The following is a 17,698-nucleotide window of genomic DNA, read 5'->3' on the forward strand; positions in this document are numbered from 1 at the left end:
CGTAGGGCTAGCGTGGCCGGGTGATCGATGACACCGTGCGACTGCGCCCCGTCCGCGAGGACGATCTGCCGATGCTGGAACAGTTCATGCTCGACCCCGAGGCCGCCGGGACGTTCTCGTGGTTCGGCTGGACGGACCCCGGGCGAATGCGGCGGCGCTGGGCCGAGAACGGCATGCTGTCCGTCGACGGAGGCCAGTTGATGGTGGCGTCCGGCACGGAACCGCTCGGCTTCGTGGCCTGGCGCAGGATCGTCACCGTGCCCCAGTCGTCCTACTGGAACATAGGCATCCAACTGCTGCCGCGGGCCCAGGGCCGCGGCGTCGGCACGCAGGCCCAGCGCCTGCTGGCCCGCTACCTGTTCGCGCACACGCCCGCCGTGCGGATCGAGGCGCACACCGATGTGGAGAACATCGCCGAGCAACGCGCGCTGGAGAAGGCCGGTTTCACCCGCGAGGGCGTGCTGCGCAGCGTCGTGTTCCGCGACGGCCGCTGGCGCGACAGCCTGTCCTACAGCGTGCTGCGCGACGACGCACCCTGACCGGGCGGCGGTGCCGCCGGCGGGGTCCCGCCGAGATCACTTCTCGTACAGCCCCTCCACCTGTTCCGCGAAGTCGCGGAGGACCGCCTCGCGGCGGAGTTTCATCGACGGGGTGAGGTGGCCGGCCTGTTCGGTGAAGTCGGTCGGCAGGATGACGAAGCGGCGGATCGACTCGGGGCGGGAGACCAGCTTGTTGGCCTCGTCGACCGCCCGCTGGAGCACCGCGTCGAGTTCCGCGTCGCCGATGAGCAGTTCCGCCGGCACCGGGTGCTTGCCGTTCATGTGCCGCCAGTGGGTGAGGCCGTCGGGGTCGAGGGTGAGCAGGGCGGAGACGTAGGGGCGGCCGTCGCCGAGGACCATGGCCTGGGAGATCAGGGGGTGCGAGCGCAGCCAGTTCTCCAGCGGCGCGGGGGCGACGCTCTTGCCGCCGGCCGTGATGATCATCTCCTTCTTGCGGCCGGTGATCGTCAGATAGCCCTCGTCGTCGAGCGTGCCGAGGTCGCCGGTGGCGAGCCAGCCGTCGGGGGCGCCGGGGACCACTCCGCCGGCCGCCGGGTCCCAGTAGCCGCGCAGCACGTGGTCGCCGGCGATGAGGATCTCGCCGTCCGCCGCGATGCGGATCCTCGTGCCGGGCAGCGGCCAGCCCACCGTGCCCAGACGGGGTTTCATCGGCGGGGTCACCGTGGACGCGCCCGTGGTCTCGGTGAGGCCGTAGCCCTCGTAGATCTCGATGCCCGCGCCGAGGTAGAAGGCGGAGAGGCGCCGGCCGAGGGGGGAGCCGCCGCAGATGGCGTGGCGGACCCTGCCGCCCATGGCGTTGCGGATGCGGCGGTAGACGAGCGGGTCGTAGAGGGCGCGGGCAGCGCGCAGGGTGGCCCCCGGGCCGGATCCCGCGCCGGTCTTCTGCGCCTCGACTGCCTCGCCGTAGCGGCGGGCCACGCCCACGGCCCGGTCGAAGGAGGACAGCTTGCCGCCCGCCTCGGCCTTCGCCCGGGCGGTGTTGAAGATCTTCTCCAGCATGTACGGGATGGCCAGCAGACAGGTGGGTCTGAAGGCCGCCAGGTCAGGCAGGAGTTGGTCCGCCTTCAGGCTCGGGGCGTGGCCGAGGCGGACGCGGGCGCGGATGCAGGCGATGGCGACCATCCGGCCGAAGACGTGCGACATGGGGAGGAAGAGGAGGACGGAGAGCTCGTCGTCGTTCTTGGCCTTGAAGACCGGGTAGAGGAGTTCGATCGCGTTGTCGACCTCGGCGAAGAAGTTGCCGTGGGTGAGGGCGCAGCCCTTGGGCCGGCCGGTGGTGCCGGAGGTGTAGATGAGGGTGGCGAGCGTGTCGGGGACGAGCATTCCGCGGCGGATCTCGACCTCGGCGTCCGGCACCCGTTCGCCCGCCTCGATCAGCCGGTCCACATGCCCTTTCTCCATGACCCACATGTGCTGGAGGTCGGGCAGCCGGTCGCGCTCCGGGCCGAGGGCCGCCGCCTGGCCGGCGGTCTCGGTGACGAGGGCGACCGCGCCGGAGTCCTGGAGGATCCAGCGGGTCTGGAAGACCGAGGAGGTCGGGTAGACGGGCACGGTGACCAGGCCGGCCGCCCAGGCCGCGAAGTCGAGCAGGGTCCACTCGTAGGTCGTGCGGGCCATGATGGCGAGCCGGTCGCCGGGCGCCAGCCCCTCCGCGATCAGCCCGCGGGCCACGGCGTGGACCTGCGCGGCGAAGCGTTCCGCCGTGATGTCGCTCCAGTGCCCGTCCGCTCCACGGCGGCTGAGGACCACCGACTCGGGGACGGCCGCCGCGTTGTCGTAGGGCAGGTCGGCGAGCGAGCCGTACGTCACCGGGCGGGCGAGGGCGGGCAGGGACGCCTCGCGCACGGCGCCGTCCAGTCGTCGCGTCTCGGGTTCCACGAGGACGGGAGGAGCGTCGGGGTCGGCGTAGGCCGAGCCGGCGGCTGAGTACGGGGTGGACACGGGCGGCTCCCTGGGCGTGCAGCGAAGAAACTGCTTGCTGCATGACGTACGTGCTTCGCGCACCGACGCGTTCAACCGGGATGCCCCCTATGAAAGGGGTTACCGCCAGTTAGGTAGGGGATCGTACGGCGCTCACATGTGGGGCTTGTGCGTGTTCCGGGATGTTCCGGGGTCGGGGCTGTGCAATCTCGGCGGTTATGTGAGGGATCTTCAGGTTTGTCGCGGCTTCAGCCGAGCTCGCCGTTCACTCGCGTCCTGTCGTTCACTGCGGCTCCGCTCTCCGCCCGGCGCCGCTCTCGGCCCCGGCTGCACTCTCCGCCCCGGCTGCACTCTCCGCCCCGGCTCCGCTCTCCGCCCCGCCGCCGCCTCTCGGCTGCGCCGGTCACGCCCGCTCCAGGATCGCCGTCACACCCTGACCGCCCGCCGCGCAGACGGAGATCAGACCGCGCGAGGGTCCGTGCTGCTCGGTGAGCAGCTTGGCGAGCGTCGCGACGATGCGGGCGCCGGTCGCCGCGAAGGGATGGCCGGTGGCGAGCGAGGAGCCGGCGACGTTCAGCCGGTCCCGGTCGACCGGGGCGAGGCCCTGCTTCTCCCAGGCCGCCAGCGTCGCCAGCACCTGGGAGGCGAAGGCCTCGTGGACCTCCACCAGGTCGAAGTCCTCCATGCCGAGGCCGGCCCGTTCCAGCATCCGCGGGACGGCGTACGCGGGAGCCATCAGCAGGCCGTCGCCGGTCCCGTTTCCGCCGTCGGCCGCGTCGCCGCGCACGAAGTCCACGGCCGCCGTCTCGTAGGCCGTCAGGTAGGCGAGCGGCTCCAGACCGCGGGCCTCGGCCCACTCCTCGGAGGCGAGGAGGACGACCGCGGCGCCGTCCGTCAGCGGCGTCGAGTTGCCTGCCGTCATGGTGGGTTCGGGGCCGTCGACGCCGAACACCGGCTTCAGCCGGGCCAGTTTCTCGACGGTGGAGTCCGGCCGCAGGTTCTGGTCGCGGGCCAGGTCGTGGAACGGGACGACGAGGTCGTCGAAGAAGCCGCGCTCGTAGGCGGCGGCGAGGCGCTGGTGACTGGCGGCCGCCAGCACGTCCTGGGCCTCCCGCTCGACGCCCCAGACGCGGGCGGTGACCGCGGCGTGCTCGCCCATGGACAGACCGGTGCGCGGTTCGGCGTTGCGCGGGATCTCGGGGATCAGATGGGAGGGGCGGATCTGTGCGAGCGCCTTGAGGCGGGCTCCGGTCGTCTTCGCCCGGCGGGCCTCCAGGAGGATGCGCCGCAGTCGGTCGTTGACGCCCAGCGGCGCGTCGCTCGCGGTGTCCGCGCCGCCCGCGATCGCCGAGTCGGTCTGGCCGAGGGCGATCTTGTTGGCGGCGGCGATCACGGCCTGCAGGCCGGTGCCGCAGGCCTGTTGGATGTCGTAGGCGGGGGTGCGGGGGTCGAGCTTCGAGCCGAGGACGGTCTCACGGGCCAGGTTGAAGTCACGGCTGTGCTTGAGGACGGCTCCGGCGACCACCTCGCCCACCACGCCGGGGACGTCGAGGGCGTACCGGCTCACCAGCCCGTTCACCGCCGCCGTCAGCATCTCCTGGTTGGAGGCGGTGGCGTAGGGGCCGTCAGAGCGGGCGAAGGGGATGCGCGAGCCGCCGACGATCGCGACGCGGCGGGCGCGCGGGGGCTCGGAAGGACTCCGGAGCGAGGGCTCCACCAGCTTCAGCCGTGACGGCTCCGAGGGACTCATCTCGACCTGCTCCTCACCCTTGACCTAGACTTACCCCAGGTAACCTTACTCCAGAGTAAGCATGTGCGCCGAGCCCGTGGGAGAGAACATGGCCGACCGCTATCTGAGCTTCACCGCCACCGCACCGGGCCGCTTCCTCACCCGCAGGCTCGGTCTGCCGCAACCGGCGGCGCTGCTGCGCTGGTCAGCCGAACGCCCCTCCCTCACCGGCTCCTTGATCCACCTTACGGCCGGGAGGTCCACACTCGGACTCGCGCCGGTACTGGCCCGCGCCGGCCTGCCGCTCCACGACGGCGAGGGCGCCGGCGCAGCCGACGTCCCCGGCCCCGCCGCCGTCGTCCTCGACGCGACCGGCGTCCGGGACGTCGACGCCCTCGCCGAGGTGCACGCCGCCCTGCACCCGGTGGTGCGGTCGGTCGCCGCGAGCGGCCGGATCGTCGTCCTCGGCGCGCCCCTCGACCCCGACGACCACTGCCAGGCAGCCGTACAGCAGGCCCTGGAAGGGTTCGTGCGCTCCCTCGGCAAGGAGGTCGGACGCGGCAGGACCGTCAACCTGGTCCGGCTGACCGACGCACAGGCCGCCGAGTCCACGCTGCGCTTCCTCCTCTCCCCCAAGTCGGCCTACGTCAGCGGGCAGGTGATCGGCGTGGGCGCCGCCGGCGCCCCCGGCTCCGAAGACCCCGACGACTGGTCGCTCCCCCTCGCCGGCCGCACCGCGCTCGTCACCGGCGGCGCCCGGGGGATCGGCGCGGCCGTCGCCGAGCGGCTGGCCGGGGACGGCGCCCGGGTCGTCGTCCTCGACGTGCCGCAGGCCGAGGACGACGCCCGCCGGGTCGCCGAACGGCTGGGCGGCGCCGCCCTCGCGCTCGACATCACGGCGGCCGACGCGGGCGAGCGGATCGCCGCCGAACTGCCCGGCGGGCTCGACGCTCTGATCCACAACGCGGGGATCACCCGGGACCGACGACTGGTCAACATGCCTGCCGAACGCTGGAGTTCGGTGCTCGACGTCAACCTGGCCAGCGTGCTGCGCACCACGGACACGCTGCTCGCCAAGGGCGTGCTGCGACCGGGCGGGCGGATCGTCGCCACCGCCTCCATCGCAGGACTCGCGGGCAACGCGGGCCAGACGAACTACGGCGCGAGCAAGGCGGGGATCGCGGGACTCGTGCGCACCCTGGCGCCCCACGCGCTCGCGGAGCACGGGGTCACGGTGAACGCGGTGGCGCCCGGCTTCATCGAGACCAGGATGACCGCCGCGGTGCCGCTGTTCATCCGCGAGGCGGGCCGGCGTATGAACTCCCTGGCGCAGGGCGGGCTGCCCGTCGACGTCGCCGAGACGACGGCGTGGCTCGCGCACCCCGCCTCCGGCGCGGTCAACGGGCAGGTCGTGCGGGTGTGCGGCCAGAGCCTGCTGGGGGCGTAGTGCGCACGCCCGCCACGCCGACGACCCTGACCGCGCTTCCGTCCCTCGGCCCGCTGTTCGCCCGCGGCGCGCTGCGCTCCCCCTTCAAGCACCCCCGCCCGGGAGTCTCCTTCTCCGGCGCCGGGGACCGCCTCGTGCTGCCCGGCCTGCGCGTGGACCCGACCCGGCTCGCCGCCTACGAGCGCGTCTGCGGCTTCCCGACCGGCGAGGACTCGCTGCCGCTCACCTACCCGCACGTCCTGGGCTTCCCGCTGGCCATGAAGGTCATGAGCGGCCGGGACTTCCCGCTCCCGCTGCTCGGCCTCGTCCACACGTCGATCGAGATCACCCGCCGCACCTCGCTCGCGTCCGCCGGGACCTACGAACTCTCGGTGTACGTCGAGGAGTTGGCACCGCACCGGCGCGGGACGGAGGCCGTCGTGGTCACCGAGCTGCGGCAGGACGGCGAGACCGTGTGGGAGTCGACGAGCAGATACCTCGCCCGGCACGCCACCGAGGCCGCGCCCGCCGCCGGGGAGCCGGAGCCCTGCGCGCCGCCGGTGCTCGACGAGTGGCGGCTCGCCGCCGACGTCGGCCGGCGCTACGGCGCCGCCTCCGGCGACCGCAACCCCATCCACCTCCACCCGCTCACCGCCCGGCTCTTCGGCTTCCCCCGGGCCATCGCGCACGGCATGTGGACCGTCGCCCGCTGCCTCGCCGCCCACGGCGTCCCGCAGCAGGCACGGGTCCGGGCCGACTTCCGGGCCCCTGTCCTGCTCCCCGGCACGGTGTCGTTCGCCTCGGACGGCGCCCGGTTCGCCCTGTGCGGCACGGGAGACCCGGCCCGGATCCATGTGACGGGACGCGTGGATCCCCTGCCCGACCCGCTCCCGCGCACGGGCCCCGCGCACACACCGTGAGCAGCCGCCCCGGGCTCCGGGCCCCAGGCCCCGGGTGAGCCCACCCGGCCGGACGTCCGCCGAGGCCGATCGTGACGGCGGGGGGAGCCCGGGGAGCGGGAACAGCGGGGAGGACGCCTGGGGCCGAAGCCTGCGACAGGGCCGGCGAAGCCACCGTGCCACCGCAGGACCACGGCCCCGCCGCCGGGCAGAGCGGAGACGACCGTGACGGCGAGGACCCTCCGGCGCGAGTTCGCCGGTGCGCACTCCGCCGTGCCGACTCGCCGGTGCCGACTCGGCCGTGCGGACTCGCCGGTGCCGACTCGGCCGTGCGGACTCGCCGGTGCCGGCTCGCCGGCGCGAACTCCGCCGTGCGGAATCCGCCGTGCCGGCTCGGCCGCGCGGACTCGGCGGTGCCGGCTCCGCCGCGCGGACTCGGCCGTGGGGACCCGCCGGTGCCGGCTCGGCGGTGCGGACTCGCCGGTGCGGGCTCCGCCGTGCGGGCTCGCCGGTGCCGACTCGTCGGCGCGAACTCCGCCGTGCGGAATCCGCCGTGCCGGCTCGGCCGCGCGGACTCGGCCGTGGGGACCCGCCGGTGCCGGCTCGGCGGTGCGGACTCGCCGGTGCGGGCTCCGCCGTGCGGACTCGCCGGTGCCGACTCGCCGGCGCGAACTCCGCCGTGCGGAGTCCGCCATGGCGGCTCGGCGGTGCGGACTCGCCGGTGCCGACTCGGCGGTGCGGACTCGCCGGTGCGGGCTCCGCCGTGCGGACTCGCCGGTGCCGACTCGCCGGTGCCGGCTCGGCGGTGCGGACTCGCCGGTGCGGGCTCCGCCGTGCGGACTCGCCGGTGCCGACTCGCCGGCGCGAACTCCGCCGTGCGGAGTCCGCCGTGGCGGCTCGGCGGTGCGGGCTCGGCGACGGGGGCTTTCCGCTGGCCGGGGTCCGCGGCCGGCTCCTTCAGCGACACCTCGGCGGCGGCCCGGCTGCTCGGCGACGGCGGGTCGGCGGCAGCTCGGCGGTTCAGGCGGCTGACGGTCAGGCGGCCGGTGGGGACCAGGGGCGGCCGTTCATGAGGTTGCCGAGGCCCGCCCAGGCGAAGTTCATCAGGGTGGCCGCCGCCTGGTGCGAGGAGACGGCGTCGTCGGTGTTGGCCCAGGCGGCGAGCGACTCGGCGGCCCCGACCAGGGCCTCGGCGAGCCCGGCGACCTCGCGTTCGGGCAGGTCGGGGTCGGTGGGGGTCCCCCCGCCCGAGCGCAGCCGAGGGTGGGGGAGGGCTTCCCGGGCCGCTATCGCGATCAGCTGCGTCACGAACGCGACGATCTCCTTGCGCATCGCCGCGACCTCGCCGGCGAAGGGCTCGCCGTGCGTGCGGGCCTGGAGGTGCAGGACGGACCAGGCGTGCGGATGCCGTCCGGTGTGCGCGAAGAACGCCCGCAGCCCGTCCCAGAGCTGGCGGTCGGCGGGCAGATCGGTGCGGACGCCGGTGCGCACCGCCTCGACGAGGGCCTTGGCCTCCCGCCGGATGCAGGCGGTGAACAGGTCTTCCTTGGAGTTCAGGTACAGGTACACCAACGGCTTGGACACGCCCGCGAGCTCCGCGATCTCGTCCATCGACGCGGCCATGTAGCCGCGGCGGCCGAAGGTCTCCACGGCGGCGTCCAGCATCTGCTGCTCACGGACCGCACGCGGCATCCGCTTGGTCTTCACGGCACCCATGAGGCAAGACTAGTTGGGCCCCGCGGTCGGCAGCTCCGTTCAGGACGCCTGCTCCTGTGCCCGGCCCCGGGCGTGGGCCGAGTCGACCGCCTCGTCCTCCTGGGCCCGGTTGGCGTCGAGGTTGGCCTTCATACGGTCCACTCGCTCGACGACGGTCACCGAGGCGCGGTCGCGCTCCTTGCGCAGCACGACGAAACTGATCGGCGCGGAGATCACCAGGGCCAGCAGGACGATCCACATGCCGTTGGAGTCACCGAGGCCGCGCGGGACGACGCCCGAGTAGACGAGTCCCCAGACGGCCAGGAGGCAGCCCGCGAAGACACCGAGGCGCATCAGCGTGTAGCGGAGCATCTCAATCCAGACTTCCGATTCCAAAGGGGGCCGCCGTCCAGTGAAGCACGCCCGGCAACCGATCTTGCAGCGGGGTGGACCGGCCCCCGGGCGTCATGTCAGCGGCAGCAGCATGGTGATGTCGTCGCGGTCGTCGCCCGGCGCGACCCGGATCGCACCGGGCACCCGGCCGACCTCCTTGTAGCCGCAGGAGCCGTAGAACCGCTCCAGGCCGAGTCCGCCGCGGCAGCCGAGCCGGATCGCCTCGACGCCGTCGAAGCCGCGGGCCGCGTCCGCGGCGGCGGCCAGCAGGTCGCGACCGTACCCCTTGCCCTGGTGACGGGGGTGCACCATCACCGTGTACAGCATCACCCAATGGGTCTGGAGGCGATGGCTGTTGAAGGCGAAGAACGCGGTCGCCGCAACCTGACCCGACGCGTCCTGACCGACGAGCAGCCGGTTGCGGCCCTCGGCGATGGCAGCGAGGTGCCGGACCAGATCCGGCCGGATCTCGTCACGTGACACGGGCGCGACGAACCCGACCGCGCCGCCCGCGTTGGAGACGTCCGTCCACAGGTCGAGGACGCCGTCGCGCAGGGCCGGGGTGACAGCGGGATCGAGGGTGAAAGTAAGGGACACAGCAGGATCGTAACCCTTACGGCACGCGTCGCGCCGTCCCTTCCGAATCCCGGACCGGCCCCGGACCGCGGCCCCCGGACCCCGGCCACCGCGGCCGGGCCGGTGGGTCACACCCGCATGGGCTGCGGCGACTCGCGCAGTGCCGGGTCGGGGCCGTCGTACTCGCGGATGATCTCGTAGCGGGTGTTGCGCTCCACGGGGCGGAACCCGGCGTCGCGGATGAGGTCCAGCAGGTCCTCGCGGGTCAGCTTGTTCGGCGTGCCGTAGTTGTCGGCGTCGTGCGTGATCTTGTACTCGACGACCGATCCGTCCATGTCGTCCGCGCCGTGCTGGAGCGCGAGCTGCGCGGTCTGGACGCCGTGCATCACCCAGAAGACCTTCACGTGCGGGACGTTGTCGAAGAGCAGCCGCGAGACCGCGAACGTCTTCAGCGCCTCCGCGCCCGTGGCCATCGTGGTCCGGGCCTGGAGCCGGTTGCGGACCTTGCCGTCCTTCATGTCGACGAAGTCGTGCTGGTAGCGCAGCGGGATGAAGACCTGGAAGCCGTTCGTCTCGTCCTGAAGCTCGCGCAGCCGCAGGACGTGGTCGACGCGGTGGCGGGGCTCCTCGATGTGGCCGTACAGCATGGTGGCCGGCGTCTTGAGGCCCTTCTCGTGCGCCAGCCGGTGGATGCGCGACCAGTCCTCCCAGTGGGTGCGGTGGTCGACGATGTGCTGCCGGACCTCCCAGTCGAAGATCTCCGCGCCGCCGCCGGTCAGCGACTCCAGGCCCGCGTCGATCAGCTCGTCCAGGATCTCCGAGGCGGTGAGCCCGCTGATCGTCTCGAAGTGGTGGATCTCCGTCGCCGTGAACGCCTTGAGCGAGACGTTCGGGAGAGCGGCCTTCAGCTCGCGCAGCGAGCGCGGGTAGTAGCGCCACGGCAGGTTCGGGTGCAGGCCGTTGACGATGTGCAGCTCGGTGAGGTTCTCGCCCTCCATCGCCTTGGCGAGCTTCACCGCCTCCTCGATGCGCATCGTGTACGCGTCCTTCTCACCCGGCTTGCGCTGGAAGGAGCAGTAGGCGCAGGAGGCCGTGCACACGTTGGTCATGTTGAGGTGGCGGTTGACGTTGAAGTGCACGACGTCGCCGTTCTTGCGGGTCCGCACCTCGTGCGCCAGTCCGCCCAGCCACGCCAGGTCGTCCGACTCGTACAGCGCGACGCCGTCCTCACGGGTCAGCCGCTCACCGGCCCTGACCTTCTCCTCCAGCTCGCGCTTGAGCCCGACGTCCATGCCCACACCTTTCACCGACGACCTACCCGACGACCTATCGACGACTGCCGACGGCTTCCCGCCGGCTGTCCCGCCGACCGGCTTCCCGGTCGGCCGACTTCCCCGCCGGCCCAGCTCCGTGCCGGCCCGACCCACCGTACGTCTTCGCCGCTACACCTCTTCGGGCAGCTCCCCGACGCGGTTCTCCCACTTCGTGGAGAGCACGATGGTGGTACGGGTCCGGGACACGCCCTTGGTCCCGCTGAGCCGACGGATGATCTTCTCCAGACCGTCGACGTCCGTGGCCCGCACCTTGAGCATGAACGAGTCGTCGCCGGCGATGAACCAGCAGTCCTCGATCTCGCTCAGGTCCTTGAGCCGGGCCGCCACGTCCTCGTGGTCGGCGGCGTCGGACAGCGAGATGCCGATGAGGGCGATGACACCGAGGCCCAGCTGGGCGGCGTTCACCGTGGCGCGATAGCCGGTGATGACGCCGGCCGCCTCCAGCCGGTTGATGCGGTCGGTGACACTGGGTCCCGACAGGCCGACGAGGCGTCCCAGCTCCGCGTACGAGGCCCGGCCGTTCTCCCGGAGGGCCTGGATGAGCTGCCTGTCCACCGCGTCCATGCGAATCGAAGCCTTCCGATCAAGATTCCTGAAGAGCTGAAGAGCTGAAGAGATGAGCGGTACTGCGACTTGCTCAGACGACGCTCATGAGGCCCGGGTTCCGGCCGCGCCGCCCAGATCGCCGTCCCACCGGCGGTAGAGCCCGTGCGCGACCCCCGCCGCGTCGAGTACGCGCCCGGCGACGAAGTCGACCAGGTCCTGGATGTGGGTGGCCCCCGCGTAGAAGGCGGGCGAGGCGGGCACGACGCTCGCGCCGGCGTCGTCCAGCGCCACCAGATGACGCAGTGTCTGCCCGTTCAGCGGGGTCTCGCGCACGGCGACGACGAGCGGCCGCCGCTCCTTGAGCGTGACGCTCGCGGTCCGCTGGAGCAGGTCCTTCGACAACCCGAGGGCGACCCCGGCGACGCAGGCCGTCGAGGCCGGGACGATCAGCATCCCCCTGACGGGATACGACCCCGAGGAGGGGCCGGCCGCGAGATCCCCCGCGCCCCAGTGCCGCACCCGGTCGCCGCTGACGTCCACGTCGAACGCGTCCGGTTTGCCGTCGGCCCCGCGCGCGAGCCATTCCCGCAGGTCGTCCCGCCAGTGCGCGTCCCGGAAGGAGATCCCGGTCTCGTCGAGCAGGGTGAGCCGCGAGGCCCTGCTGACCACCAGATCCACGCTCTCGCCCCCGGCGAGCAGCGCACGCAGCACAGCGGCGGCATAGGGCGTACCGGACGCCCCGGACACCCCCACGATCCAAGGCACGCGCTGCGTTTCTCCTGCGTTCACACCTCGAGCGTACCGGTGGGCGTGGAGGTCTTCAGGACCGGACTACACCGTGAGCCCACGCACCATCAGGTCGGCGAGCGCACAGACGAACAGGCTGATGCCGATGAACCCGTTCGTCGAGAAGAACGCCCTGTTCAGCCGGGACAGGTCGTGCGGGCGGACGATCGAGTGCTCGTACACGAACGCGCCCGCGACGATCAGCAGCCCCAGCCAGAAGAACGCGCCGGCGCCGGTGGCCAGCGCGTACCAGACGAGCAGCGCGGTCGTCACGGCGTGGCAGACGCGCGCGCCCTTGATCGCCGCCGGGATGCCGAAGCGGGCCGGGACGGACATGACACCGGTCTCCCGGTCGGTCTCGACGTCCTGGCAGGCGTAGATCAGGTCGAAGCCGCCGATCCAGACGCCGACGGCGAGACCGAGGACGACCGCGTCCCAGGACCACTCGCCGGTGATCGCCAGCCAGCCGCCGATCGGCCCCATCGCCTGCGCCAGACCCAGGATGGCCTGCGGGAAGTTCGTGAACCGCTTGCCGTAGGGGTAGACGACCATCGGGACGACGGCGATGGGGGCGAGGGCCAGGCAGAGCGGGTTCAGCATGGCCGCCGAGCCGAGGAAGACGGCGACGGCGATCAGCGCGCCGGTCCACGCGTGCTTCACCGACATCGCGCCCGTCACCAGCTCGCGCTGCGCGGTGCGCGGGTTACGGGCGTCGATCTCGCGGTCGATGATCCGGTTGACGGCCATGGCGAAGGTGCGCAGGCCCACCATGCACACGGTGACCAGCAGCAGCCTGCCCCAGTGGATGTTGCCGTCCAGCTCGTACATCGCCGTCAGCGCGGCGATGTAGGCGAAGGGCAGCGCGAACACGGAGTGCTCGATCATCACCAGACGCAGAAAGGCCTTGGTGCGCCCCGGCTGCTGCGGGAGCGCTGCTGAAGCGGAGCTCACAGGCCGTACTCCTTCCAGCGGCGGTCGACCTTGGCCGCCGTCTCCGGGTCGGACAGGACCATCTCGGGCCAGCCGCCGTCGCGCGTGTACCCCTCCTCGGGCCACTTCCGCGTGGCGTCGATGCCCGCCTTGCCGCCCCAGAACTGCTGGTAGGAGGCGTGGTCGAGGTGGTCGACGGGGCCTTCGACGATCGACAGGTCGCGGGCGTAGTCGGTGTTGCCGAGCGCCCGCCAGGCGACCTCGTGCAGGTCGTGGACGTCGCAGTCGGCGTCGACGACCACGATCAGCTTGGTCAGCGACATCATGTGCGCGCCCCAGACCGCGTGCATGACCTTCTGCGCGTGCTTGGGGTACTTCTTGTCGATCGAGACGATCGCGCAGTTGTGGAAGCCGCCGGCCTCGGGCAGGTGGTAGTCCACGATGTCCGGGACGATGATCTTCAGCAGGGGCAGGAAGAACCGTTCCGTGGCACGGCCGAGCGGGCCGTCCTCCGTCGGCGGCCTGCCCACCACGATCGACTGCAGCAGCGGCCGCTTCCGCATCGTCACGCAGTCGATCCTCAGGGCGGGGAACGGCTCCTGCGGCGTGTAGAAGCCGGTGTGGTCGCCGAAGGGGCCCTCCGGGAGCATCTCGCCCGGCTCCAGCCAGCCCTCGATCACGACCTCCGCCTGCGCCGGCACCTGCAGCGGCACGGTCTTGCAGTCGACCATCTCGATCCGCTTGCCCGCGATGAAGCCGGCGAAGAGGTACTCGTCGATGTCGCCGGGGAGCGGGGCGGTGGAGGCGTAGGTCACGGCGGGCGGGCAGCCGAAGGCGATCGCGACGGGAAGCCTCTCGCCCTTGCGGGCGGCCACCTGGTAGTGGTTGCGGCTGTCCTTGTGGATCTGCCAGTGCATGCCGATCGTGCGCTTGTCGTGGCGCTGCAGGCGGTACAGGCCGAGGTTGCGGATGCCGCTCTCGGGGTCCTTGGTGTGGGTCAGGCCCAGATTGAAGAAGGAGCCGCCGTCCTGCGGCCAGGTGAAGAGGGCGGGCAGTGCGTCGAGGTCGACGTCGTCGCCGTGCAGGACGACCTCCTGGACGGGCGCGTCCTGCGGCTTCACCTTCCTCGGCGGCACGTGCGTCATCGCGCCGAGCTTGCCGAACGCCTCGCGCACGCCCACGAAGCCCTGCGGCAGCTCGGGCCGCAGCAGCCCGCCGATCTTGTCGCTGATGTCCGCGTACGACTTCAGCCCGAGGGCCTTCAGCAGCCGCCGGTCGGTGCCGAACACGTTCATCGCGAGGGGCATGCTCGACCCCTTCACGTTCTCGAAGAGCAACGCGGGGCCGCCGGACTTCTGGACCCGGTCGACGATCTCCCCGACCTCCAGATACGGATCGACCTCGGCCTTGACGCGCTTGAGGTCGCCTTCGCGTTCCAGTGCCCTGAGCAGGGAACGAAGATCGTCGTAAGCCATGTGTCCCAGTATCGGCCACCCGCTACCCTGACCCCGTCACCGGGGCCGCCCCAGCTCCGCCACCCTCTGTTGAAGGAACCTGCCACCATGCTCAGGTATCTGCCGTTCCTGCTGGTCCTGGCACTGTGGATCTACGCCTTCATCGACTGCCTGAACACCCCCGAGGAGGAGGTGCGCGGGCTGCCGAAGGTGATCTGGGTGATCATCATCCTGCTCTTCGGCGAGGTGCTCGTGGGCCCGATCGCCTGGCTGGTGGCCGGAAAGACGCGGCACGCGCCGGCGGGCGGCTCCACGCCGTCGCAGTGGCACCGCAACCAGCGCACGGAGTTCGTCGCGCCGGACGACAACCCCGAGTTCCTCAAGTCCCTGAAGAAGGAGAACAAGAAGGACGAGGAGCTCCTCAAGGACTGGGAGGCCGACCTGCGCCGCCGCGAGGACGAACTCAAGCGCCGCGAGTCGGGCGAGGAGCCCAAGGACGGCTGAGCCGGACGGGCTCGGTCAGTCCGCCGTCCCCGCCGGGACCACCCAGCGCGTCGGCTGACCGGTCACGTTCGCGATCATGTCGTAGTCACCGTCGTAGTGGAGGACCGTCGCCCCACTGCGCTCTGCGGTCGCCGCGATGACCAGGTCCGAGACGGAAAGCGCCCTCCAGTTTCCCACCGCGATGAGCTGCGTCTGCACTTCCAGCGCACGGTCCCACGCTTCGTCGGGGGTGGGCAGCCAGTCGAAACCCCGCATCTCGTCGCGGATCCGCTCCGCGTCCGCCTTGGAACGGGCACTGTGCAGGATCTCCAGTTCGACAGCGCCGCACACCGCCAGCAGGCCCGCGTTGTGCAGCGCGTCGATCACAGCGCGCACCGCAGGCTTCGGGTAGCGGGCGAGCGCCGACTTGTCGATGAGAAAGCGCTCGGTCATGCGGCCTGATGCGGCTCGCCCGAGGTGTGGACCGGGCCGGTCAGATCAGGCAGCCCGCCCTCCGCGAGCCAGCCCAGGAAAGACTCACGCTTCCTGCGCTTGACCGCATCCTCCAGAGCGGCGTTGACCGTGGCGACCTTGGTCGTTGTCCCGAAGATCTCAGCTGCCTCAGCAAGCATTTCGTCGTCTATGTCGATGACCGTCCGCGCCATGTGTCCTCCTCGGTTCAGACGCCCGCAGACCAGCCATGATATCAAAAATAACGGACGGTGATATCAGAAGCCGACCGCGCGCCGCTGCCCGGGGTCACTCACCGATGTCCTCGTTCCACAGGGCCGGGTTCCGGGCGATGAAGTCGCGCATCATCGCGACGCACTCGGCGTCGTCCACCAGCACGATCTCCACACCGTGCTCCGCCAGCCAGTCGTGACCGCCCAGGAAAGTCGTCGCCTCTCCGACCACCACCCGGGAGATGCCGAACTGGCGGACCAGACCGGAGCAGTACCAGCACGGGGAGAGGGTCGTGACCATCGTCGTGCCGCGGTACGACCGCTGCCGGCCCGCCGCGCGGAAGGCGGCCGTCTCGGCGTGCACGGAGGGGTCGTCGTCCTGGACGCGGCGGTTGTGGCCGCGGCCGAGGAGCGTGCCGTCCGTGCCGTACAGGGCCGCGCCGACGGGGATGCCGCCCTCGGCGAGACCGGCCCGGGCCTCGGCGACGGCGGTGGCCAGCCAGGTCCGGGCCGTCGGGCGATCCAGAAGGTGATCCATGTGCTCATGCTGCTGCGGCCGACGTCCGGGGGCAACGCCGCGCCACTCGTTCGGGACACCCGGTCCCCCCCGGGGCGTGACCGGGACTAGCCGACGTCCAGGTAGTCGTGCAGACGGCCCGCTCCCGCCAGCATCGCGCGGCTGCGGGCCGTCAGGGTCTCCCCGCGGGCCGCGAGCGCGGACCGCAGCGCCGTCTCGCTGCCGCCCTCCCTGCGCAACTCCTCGAGCACGGGCCGGATCTGTGCGAACAGGTGGTGACCGCGGCGCAGGCTGTGCACGATCCGCGCGTCCCGCACCTCGGCGGGCCCGTAGAGCCGGTACCCGGTCCCGCGCTCGCGGGGCGGTGTGACCAGCCCGGCCGCCTCCCACACCCGCAGCGTCGACGTCCGCACCCCGAGCCGCCGGGCCACCTCCCCGATCCGCAGTCCGCGGGACGCGGCGGCACCGGCGGCGGCGGGTTCCGAGGCACCGGCGGGTTCGGGTGCTTCCCGGGCCGGCACCTCCCGGGTCAACGCCTCCAGGGCCTCTCCGGTCGCGCGCAGGGCGGTGCGCTCCCGGTGCAGTTCGGCGTGCGCCTCGTCGACGAGGGCGAGCGCCGCCGGGACGTCCCCCTCGTGGACGGTCCGCATGATCCGGGCCGCCGCCACCGGCCCGTATCCCTTCACCAGCGCCCGGTACGCCAGCAGCGCCTGCCGGTGCGCGGCCCCGAAGACGCGGTAGCCGGACTCGGTGCGCTCCGCCGCGGGCAGCACCCCCGCCTCCTCGTAGTTGCGGATCTGCTGCGTGGAGAGCCCCGCGAGCCGGGCGAGGTCGACGGTGCGCAGCCGGCGATGGGTCATCCTGAACGGCTCCCGGGCGAGGAGGTGACGACGTGAGGAGGTGACACCGTACGTGTTCCGCAGGCGGGCCGCGGCCGGTCCGGGACGGGGCGGGGCGGGCCACCGGATGACCGGAACCGGCCCCGCCGCGGATCCGCGGCCCGGTCGAGGCAACCCCGGGCCGTGCGGACCTCTCTCACCGTGCAAAGGGGGACATCGGATGAAGATCGTGACGACTCGGTACGCGGCCATCGCCGCGCTGCTCGCCTGCTGCTGCCTGCCGCTGACCGCCTGCGGCACGGAACGCGCGGGGACGCATGCGGCGGGCTCCCAGTCCGGAGGGGGATCGTCCGCGGGGGACGAGACGAGCGACGACGGCGGGGAGAACCTCCCCGACACCACCTCCGACGACCAGGGCTCCGGCCCCGACACCACGACCGACGACCAGGGCGCACTCCCGGACACCACCTCCGACGACCAGGGCACCCTGCCGGACACGACCTCCGACGACCAGGGCGCGCTCCCGGACACCACGTCCGACGACCAGGGCGACGGCCGTTTCGCGGGCGACATGACGGCAGACAACAAGAGGGTGCCGACGGAGGGTCCGCACCGCTGGTTCCCGATGCTCCGCGAGTTCCGCTCCTACCTCGGGGCGGGCCTCCCGAAGGAGGACGCCGCCGTCGCAGCCCACGTGACGGGCGTGCATGTCCGCGTGCCCGCGGGCACCGACCGCAGAGTGGCCGTCGTCAACGTCGACTACGGCGTGTGGGAGCAGGCGGGCGTCGACCGCACCGCGCGGGTCTTCGCCCGCTGGCGGCTCGCCGTGTACGGCGACCACGGCCGTGTGCAGGTCCTCGGCTCGGGGAAGACCACCGCCGAAGTGGACTGGTGACCGGCGGCACCTGAGTCCGGTACCGCCGCCGCG

Annotated in this window: 19 protein-coding genes; 5 read left to right on the forward strand and 14 right to left on the reverse strand. The window is 72.2% G+C overall.

The window, feature by feature from the left end:
- The first annotated feature begins 20 nt into the window (after positions 1 to 20).
- Entirely contained in the window at positions 21 to 539 is a 519-nt protein-coding gene (locus tag OHS82_RS18465; protein WP_107105405.1) for a GNAT family N-acetyltransferase, read from the forward strand.
- A gap of 36 nt (positions 540 to 575) precedes the next feature.
- Here the strand turns inward: OHS82_RS18465 and OHS82_RS18470 are convergent, their stop codons facing one another.
- Positions 576 to 2,501: an AMP-dependent synthetase/ligase gene (locus OHS82_RS18470; protein WP_057584982.1), complete on the reverse strand. Its 1,926-nt coding sequence runs from the start codon at positions 2,499 to 2,501 to the stop codon at positions 576 to 578.
- Positions 2,502 to 2,883: 382 nt separating this feature from the next.
- On the reverse strand, positions 2,884 to 4,230 hold the full coding sequence (locus OHS82_RS18475) for an acetyl-CoA C-acetyltransferase (protein ID WP_057584980.1): 1,347 nt from the start codon (positions 4,228 to 4,230) through the stop codon (positions 2,884 to 2,886).
- An 88-nt stretch (positions 4,231 to 4,318) separates the two neighbouring features.
- On the opposite strand from OHS82_RS18475, the gene OHS82_RS18480 reads away from it, so the two are divergent.
- Both OHS82_RS18480 and OHS82_RS18485 read left to right on the forward strand, forming a co-directional pair.
- Positions 4,319 to 5,656, forward strand: coding sequence for a 3-oxoacyl-ACP reductase (locus OHS82_RS18480; protein WP_057584993.1), 1,338 nt, complete (start codon positions 4,319 to 4,321; stop codon positions 5,654 to 5,656).
- A complete protein-coding gene (locus OHS82_RS18485) occupies positions 5,656 to 6,555 on the forward strand; it encodes a MaoC/PaaZ C-terminal domain-containing protein (RefSeq protein ID WP_057584978.1) in 900 nt (299 codons plus the stop codon). The genes OHS82_RS18480 and OHS82_RS18485 overlap by 1 nt, the downstream gene beginning before the upstream one ends.
- Positions 6,556 to 7,569: 1,014 nt before the next feature.
- On the opposite strand, the gene OHS82_RS18490 is transcribed toward OHS82_RS18485, so the two are convergent.
- From OHS82_RS18490 to OHS82_RS18525, 8 genes are all read right to left on the reverse strand, one after another.
- Entirely contained in the window at positions 7,570 to 8,250 is a 681-nt protein-coding gene (locus tag OHS82_RS18490; RefSeq protein ID WP_057584976.1) for a TetR/AcrR family transcriptional regulator, read from the reverse strand.
- 39 nt (positions 8,251 to 8,289) lie between these two features.
- Complete coding sequence (locus OHS82_RS18495) at positions 8,290 to 8,601, reverse strand: DUF4229 domain-containing protein (RefSeq protein WP_057584974.1); 312 nt, start codon at positions 8,599 to 8,601, stop codon at positions 8,290 to 8,292.
- A 93-nt stretch (positions 8,602 to 8,694) separates the two neighbouring features.
- Positions 8,695 to 9,219, reverse strand: a complete 525-nt coding sequence (locus OHS82_RS18500; protein ID WP_057584972.1) for a GNAT family N-acetyltransferase — start codon at positions 9,217 to 9,219, stop codon at positions 8,695 to 8,697.
- Between the two features lie 107 nt (positions 9,220 to 9,326).
- On the reverse strand, positions 9,327 to 10,490 hold the full coding sequence (gene mqnE / locus OHS82_RS18505) for an aminofutalosine synthase MqnE (protein ID WP_107442524.1): 1,164 nt from the start codon (positions 10,488 to 10,490) through the stop codon (positions 9,327 to 9,329).
- A gap of 150 nt (positions 10,491 to 10,640) precedes the next feature.
- Complete coding sequence (locus OHS82_RS18510) at positions 10,641 to 11,096, reverse strand: Lrp/AsnC family transcriptional regulator (RefSeq protein WP_057583651.1); 456 nt, start codon at positions 11,094 to 11,096, stop codon at positions 10,641 to 10,643.
- A gap of 84 nt (positions 11,097 to 11,180) precedes the next feature.
- On the reverse strand, positions 11,181 to 11,843 hold the full coding sequence (locus OHS82_RS18515) for a UbiX family flavin prenyltransferase (RefSeq protein ID WP_057583650.1): 663 nt from the start codon (positions 11,841 to 11,843) through the stop codon (positions 11,181 to 11,183).
- Positions 11,844 to 11,909: 66 nt separating this feature from the next.
- Positions 11,910 to 12,815, reverse strand: a complete 906-nt coding sequence (gene mqnP, locus OHS82_RS18520; protein ID WP_057583649.1) for a menaquinone biosynthesis prenyltransferase MqnP — start codon at positions 12,813 to 12,815, stop codon at positions 11,910 to 11,912.
- Positions 12,812 to 14,269 carry a menaquinone biosynthesis decarboxylase gene (locus OHS82_RS18525; protein ID WP_328434166.1) on the reverse strand — a complete coding sequence of 486 codons (1,458 nt, stop codon included), beginning with the start codon at positions 14,267 to 14,269 and terminating at the stop codon, positions 12,812 to 12,814. Before OHS82_RS18525 ends, mqnP begins: the two co-directional genes overlap by 4 nt.
- Positions 14,270 to 14,356: 87 nt before the next feature.
- Between OHS82_RS18525 and OHS82_RS18530 the strand changes: the two genes are divergently transcribed.
- Complete coding sequence (locus tag OHS82_RS18530) at positions 14,357 to 14,752, forward strand: PLD nuclease N-terminal domain-containing protein (RefSeq protein WP_057583647.1); 396 nt, start codon at positions 14,357 to 14,359, stop codon at positions 14,750 to 14,752.
- 15 nt (positions 14,753 to 14,767) lie between these two features.
- Here OHS82_RS18530 and OHS82_RS18535 read toward each other — a convergent pair whose 3' ends face one another.
- The 4 genes from OHS82_RS18535 to OHS82_RS18550 form a co-directional block, all read right to left on the reverse strand.
- Positions 14,768 to 15,184: a PIN domain nuclease gene (locus OHS82_RS18535; protein ID WP_328434167.1), complete on the reverse strand. Its 417-nt coding sequence runs from the start codon at positions 15,182 to 15,184 to the stop codon at positions 14,768 to 14,770.
- Positions 15,181 to 15,396 (reverse strand): type II toxin-antitoxin system VapB family antitoxin, encoded by a 216-nt coding sequence (locus tag OHS82_RS18540; RefSeq protein ID WP_057583646.1) that lies wholly within the window; start codon positions 15,394 to 15,396, stop codon positions 15,181 to 15,183. The genes OHS82_RS18535 and OHS82_RS18540 overlap by 4 nt, the downstream gene beginning before the upstream one ends.
- 94 nt (positions 15,397 to 15,490) lie before the next feature.
- Positions 15,491 to 15,952: a nucleoside deaminase gene (locus tag OHS82_RS18545; protein WP_057583645.1), complete on the reverse strand. Its 462-nt coding sequence runs from the start codon at positions 15,950 to 15,952 to the stop codon at positions 15,491 to 15,493.
- Between the two features lie 86 nt (positions 15,953 to 16,038).
- The gene (locus tag OHS82_RS18550; RefSeq protein WP_328434168.1) at positions 16,039 to 16,791 is read right to left on the reverse strand and encodes a MerR family transcriptional regulator; all 753 of its coding nucleotides are present in this window, start codon (positions 16,789 to 16,791) and stop codon (positions 16,039 to 16,041) included.
- 199 nt (positions 16,792 to 16,990) lie between these two features.
- On the opposite strand from OHS82_RS18550, the gene OHS82_RS18555 reads away from it, so the two are divergent.
- A complete protein-coding gene (locus tag OHS82_RS18555) occupies positions 16,991 to 17,665 on the forward strand; it encodes a hypothetical protein (RefSeq protein ID WP_328434169.1) in 675 nt (224 codons plus the stop codon).
- The last annotated feature ends 33 nt before the right edge of the window (positions 17,666 to 17,698 follow it).

Source organism: Streptomyces sp. NBC_00425, from assembly GCF_036030735.1.
Taxonomy (GTDB): Bacteria; Actinomycetota; Actinomycetes; order Streptomycetales; family Streptomycetaceae; genus Streptomyces.

Excerpts from the sequence above, each read along its gene's own strand:
- OHS82_RS18475 (WP_057584980.1), bottom strand. The coding sequence starts at position 4,230 with ATGAGTCCCTCGGAGCCGTCACGGCTGAAGCTGGTGGAGCCCTCGCTC.
- OHS82_RS18480 (WP_057584993.1), top strand. The coding sequence starts at position 4,319 with ATGGCCGACCGCTATCTGAGCTTCACCGCCACCGCACCGGGCCGCTTC.
- OHS82_RS18490 (WP_057584976.1), bottom strand. The coding sequence starts at position 8,250 with ATGGGTGCCGTGAAGACCAAGCGGATGCCGCGTGCGGTCCGTGAGCAG.
- OHS82_RS18495 (WP_057584974.1), bottom strand. The coding sequence starts at position 8,601 with ATGCTCCGCTACACGCTGATGCGCCTCGGTGTCTTCGCGGGCTGCCTC.
- mqnE (WP_107442524.1), bottom strand. The coding sequence starts at position 10,490 with ATGGACGTCGGGCTCAAGCGCGAGCTGGAGGAGAAGGTCAGGGCCGGT.
- OHS82_RS18510 (WP_057583651.1), bottom strand. The coding sequence starts at position 11,096 with ATGGACGCGGTGGACAGGCAGCTCATCCAGGCCCTCCGGGAGAACGGC.
- OHS82_RS18525 (WP_328434166.1), bottom strand. The coding sequence starts at position 14,269 with ATGGCTTACGACGATCTTCGTTCCCTGCTCAGGGCACTGGAACGCGAA.
- OHS82_RS18530 (WP_057583647.1), top strand. The coding sequence starts at position 14,357 with ATGCTCAGGTATCTGCCGTTCCTGCTGGTCCTGGCACTGTGGATCTAC.
- OHS82_RS18535 (WP_328434167.1), bottom strand. The coding sequence starts at position 15,184 with ATGACCGAGCGCTTTCTCATCGACAAGTCGGCGCTCGCCCGCTACCCG.
- OHS82_RS18540 (WP_057583646.1), bottom strand. The coding sequence starts at position 15,396 with ATGGCGCGGACGGTCATCGACATAGACGACGAAATGCTTGCTGAGGCA.
- OHS82_RS18545 (WP_057583645.1), bottom strand. The coding sequence starts at position 15,952 with ATGGATCACCTTCTGGATCGCCCGACGGCCCGGACCTGGCTGGCCACC.
- OHS82_RS18550 (WP_328434168.1), bottom strand. The coding sequence starts at position 16,791 with ATGACCCATCGCCGGCTGCGCACCGTCGACCTCGCCCGGCTCGCGGGG.
- OHS82_RS18555 (WP_328434169.1), top strand. The coding sequence starts at position 16,991 with ATGAAGATCGTGACGACTCGGTACGCGGCCATCGCCGCGCTGCTCGCC.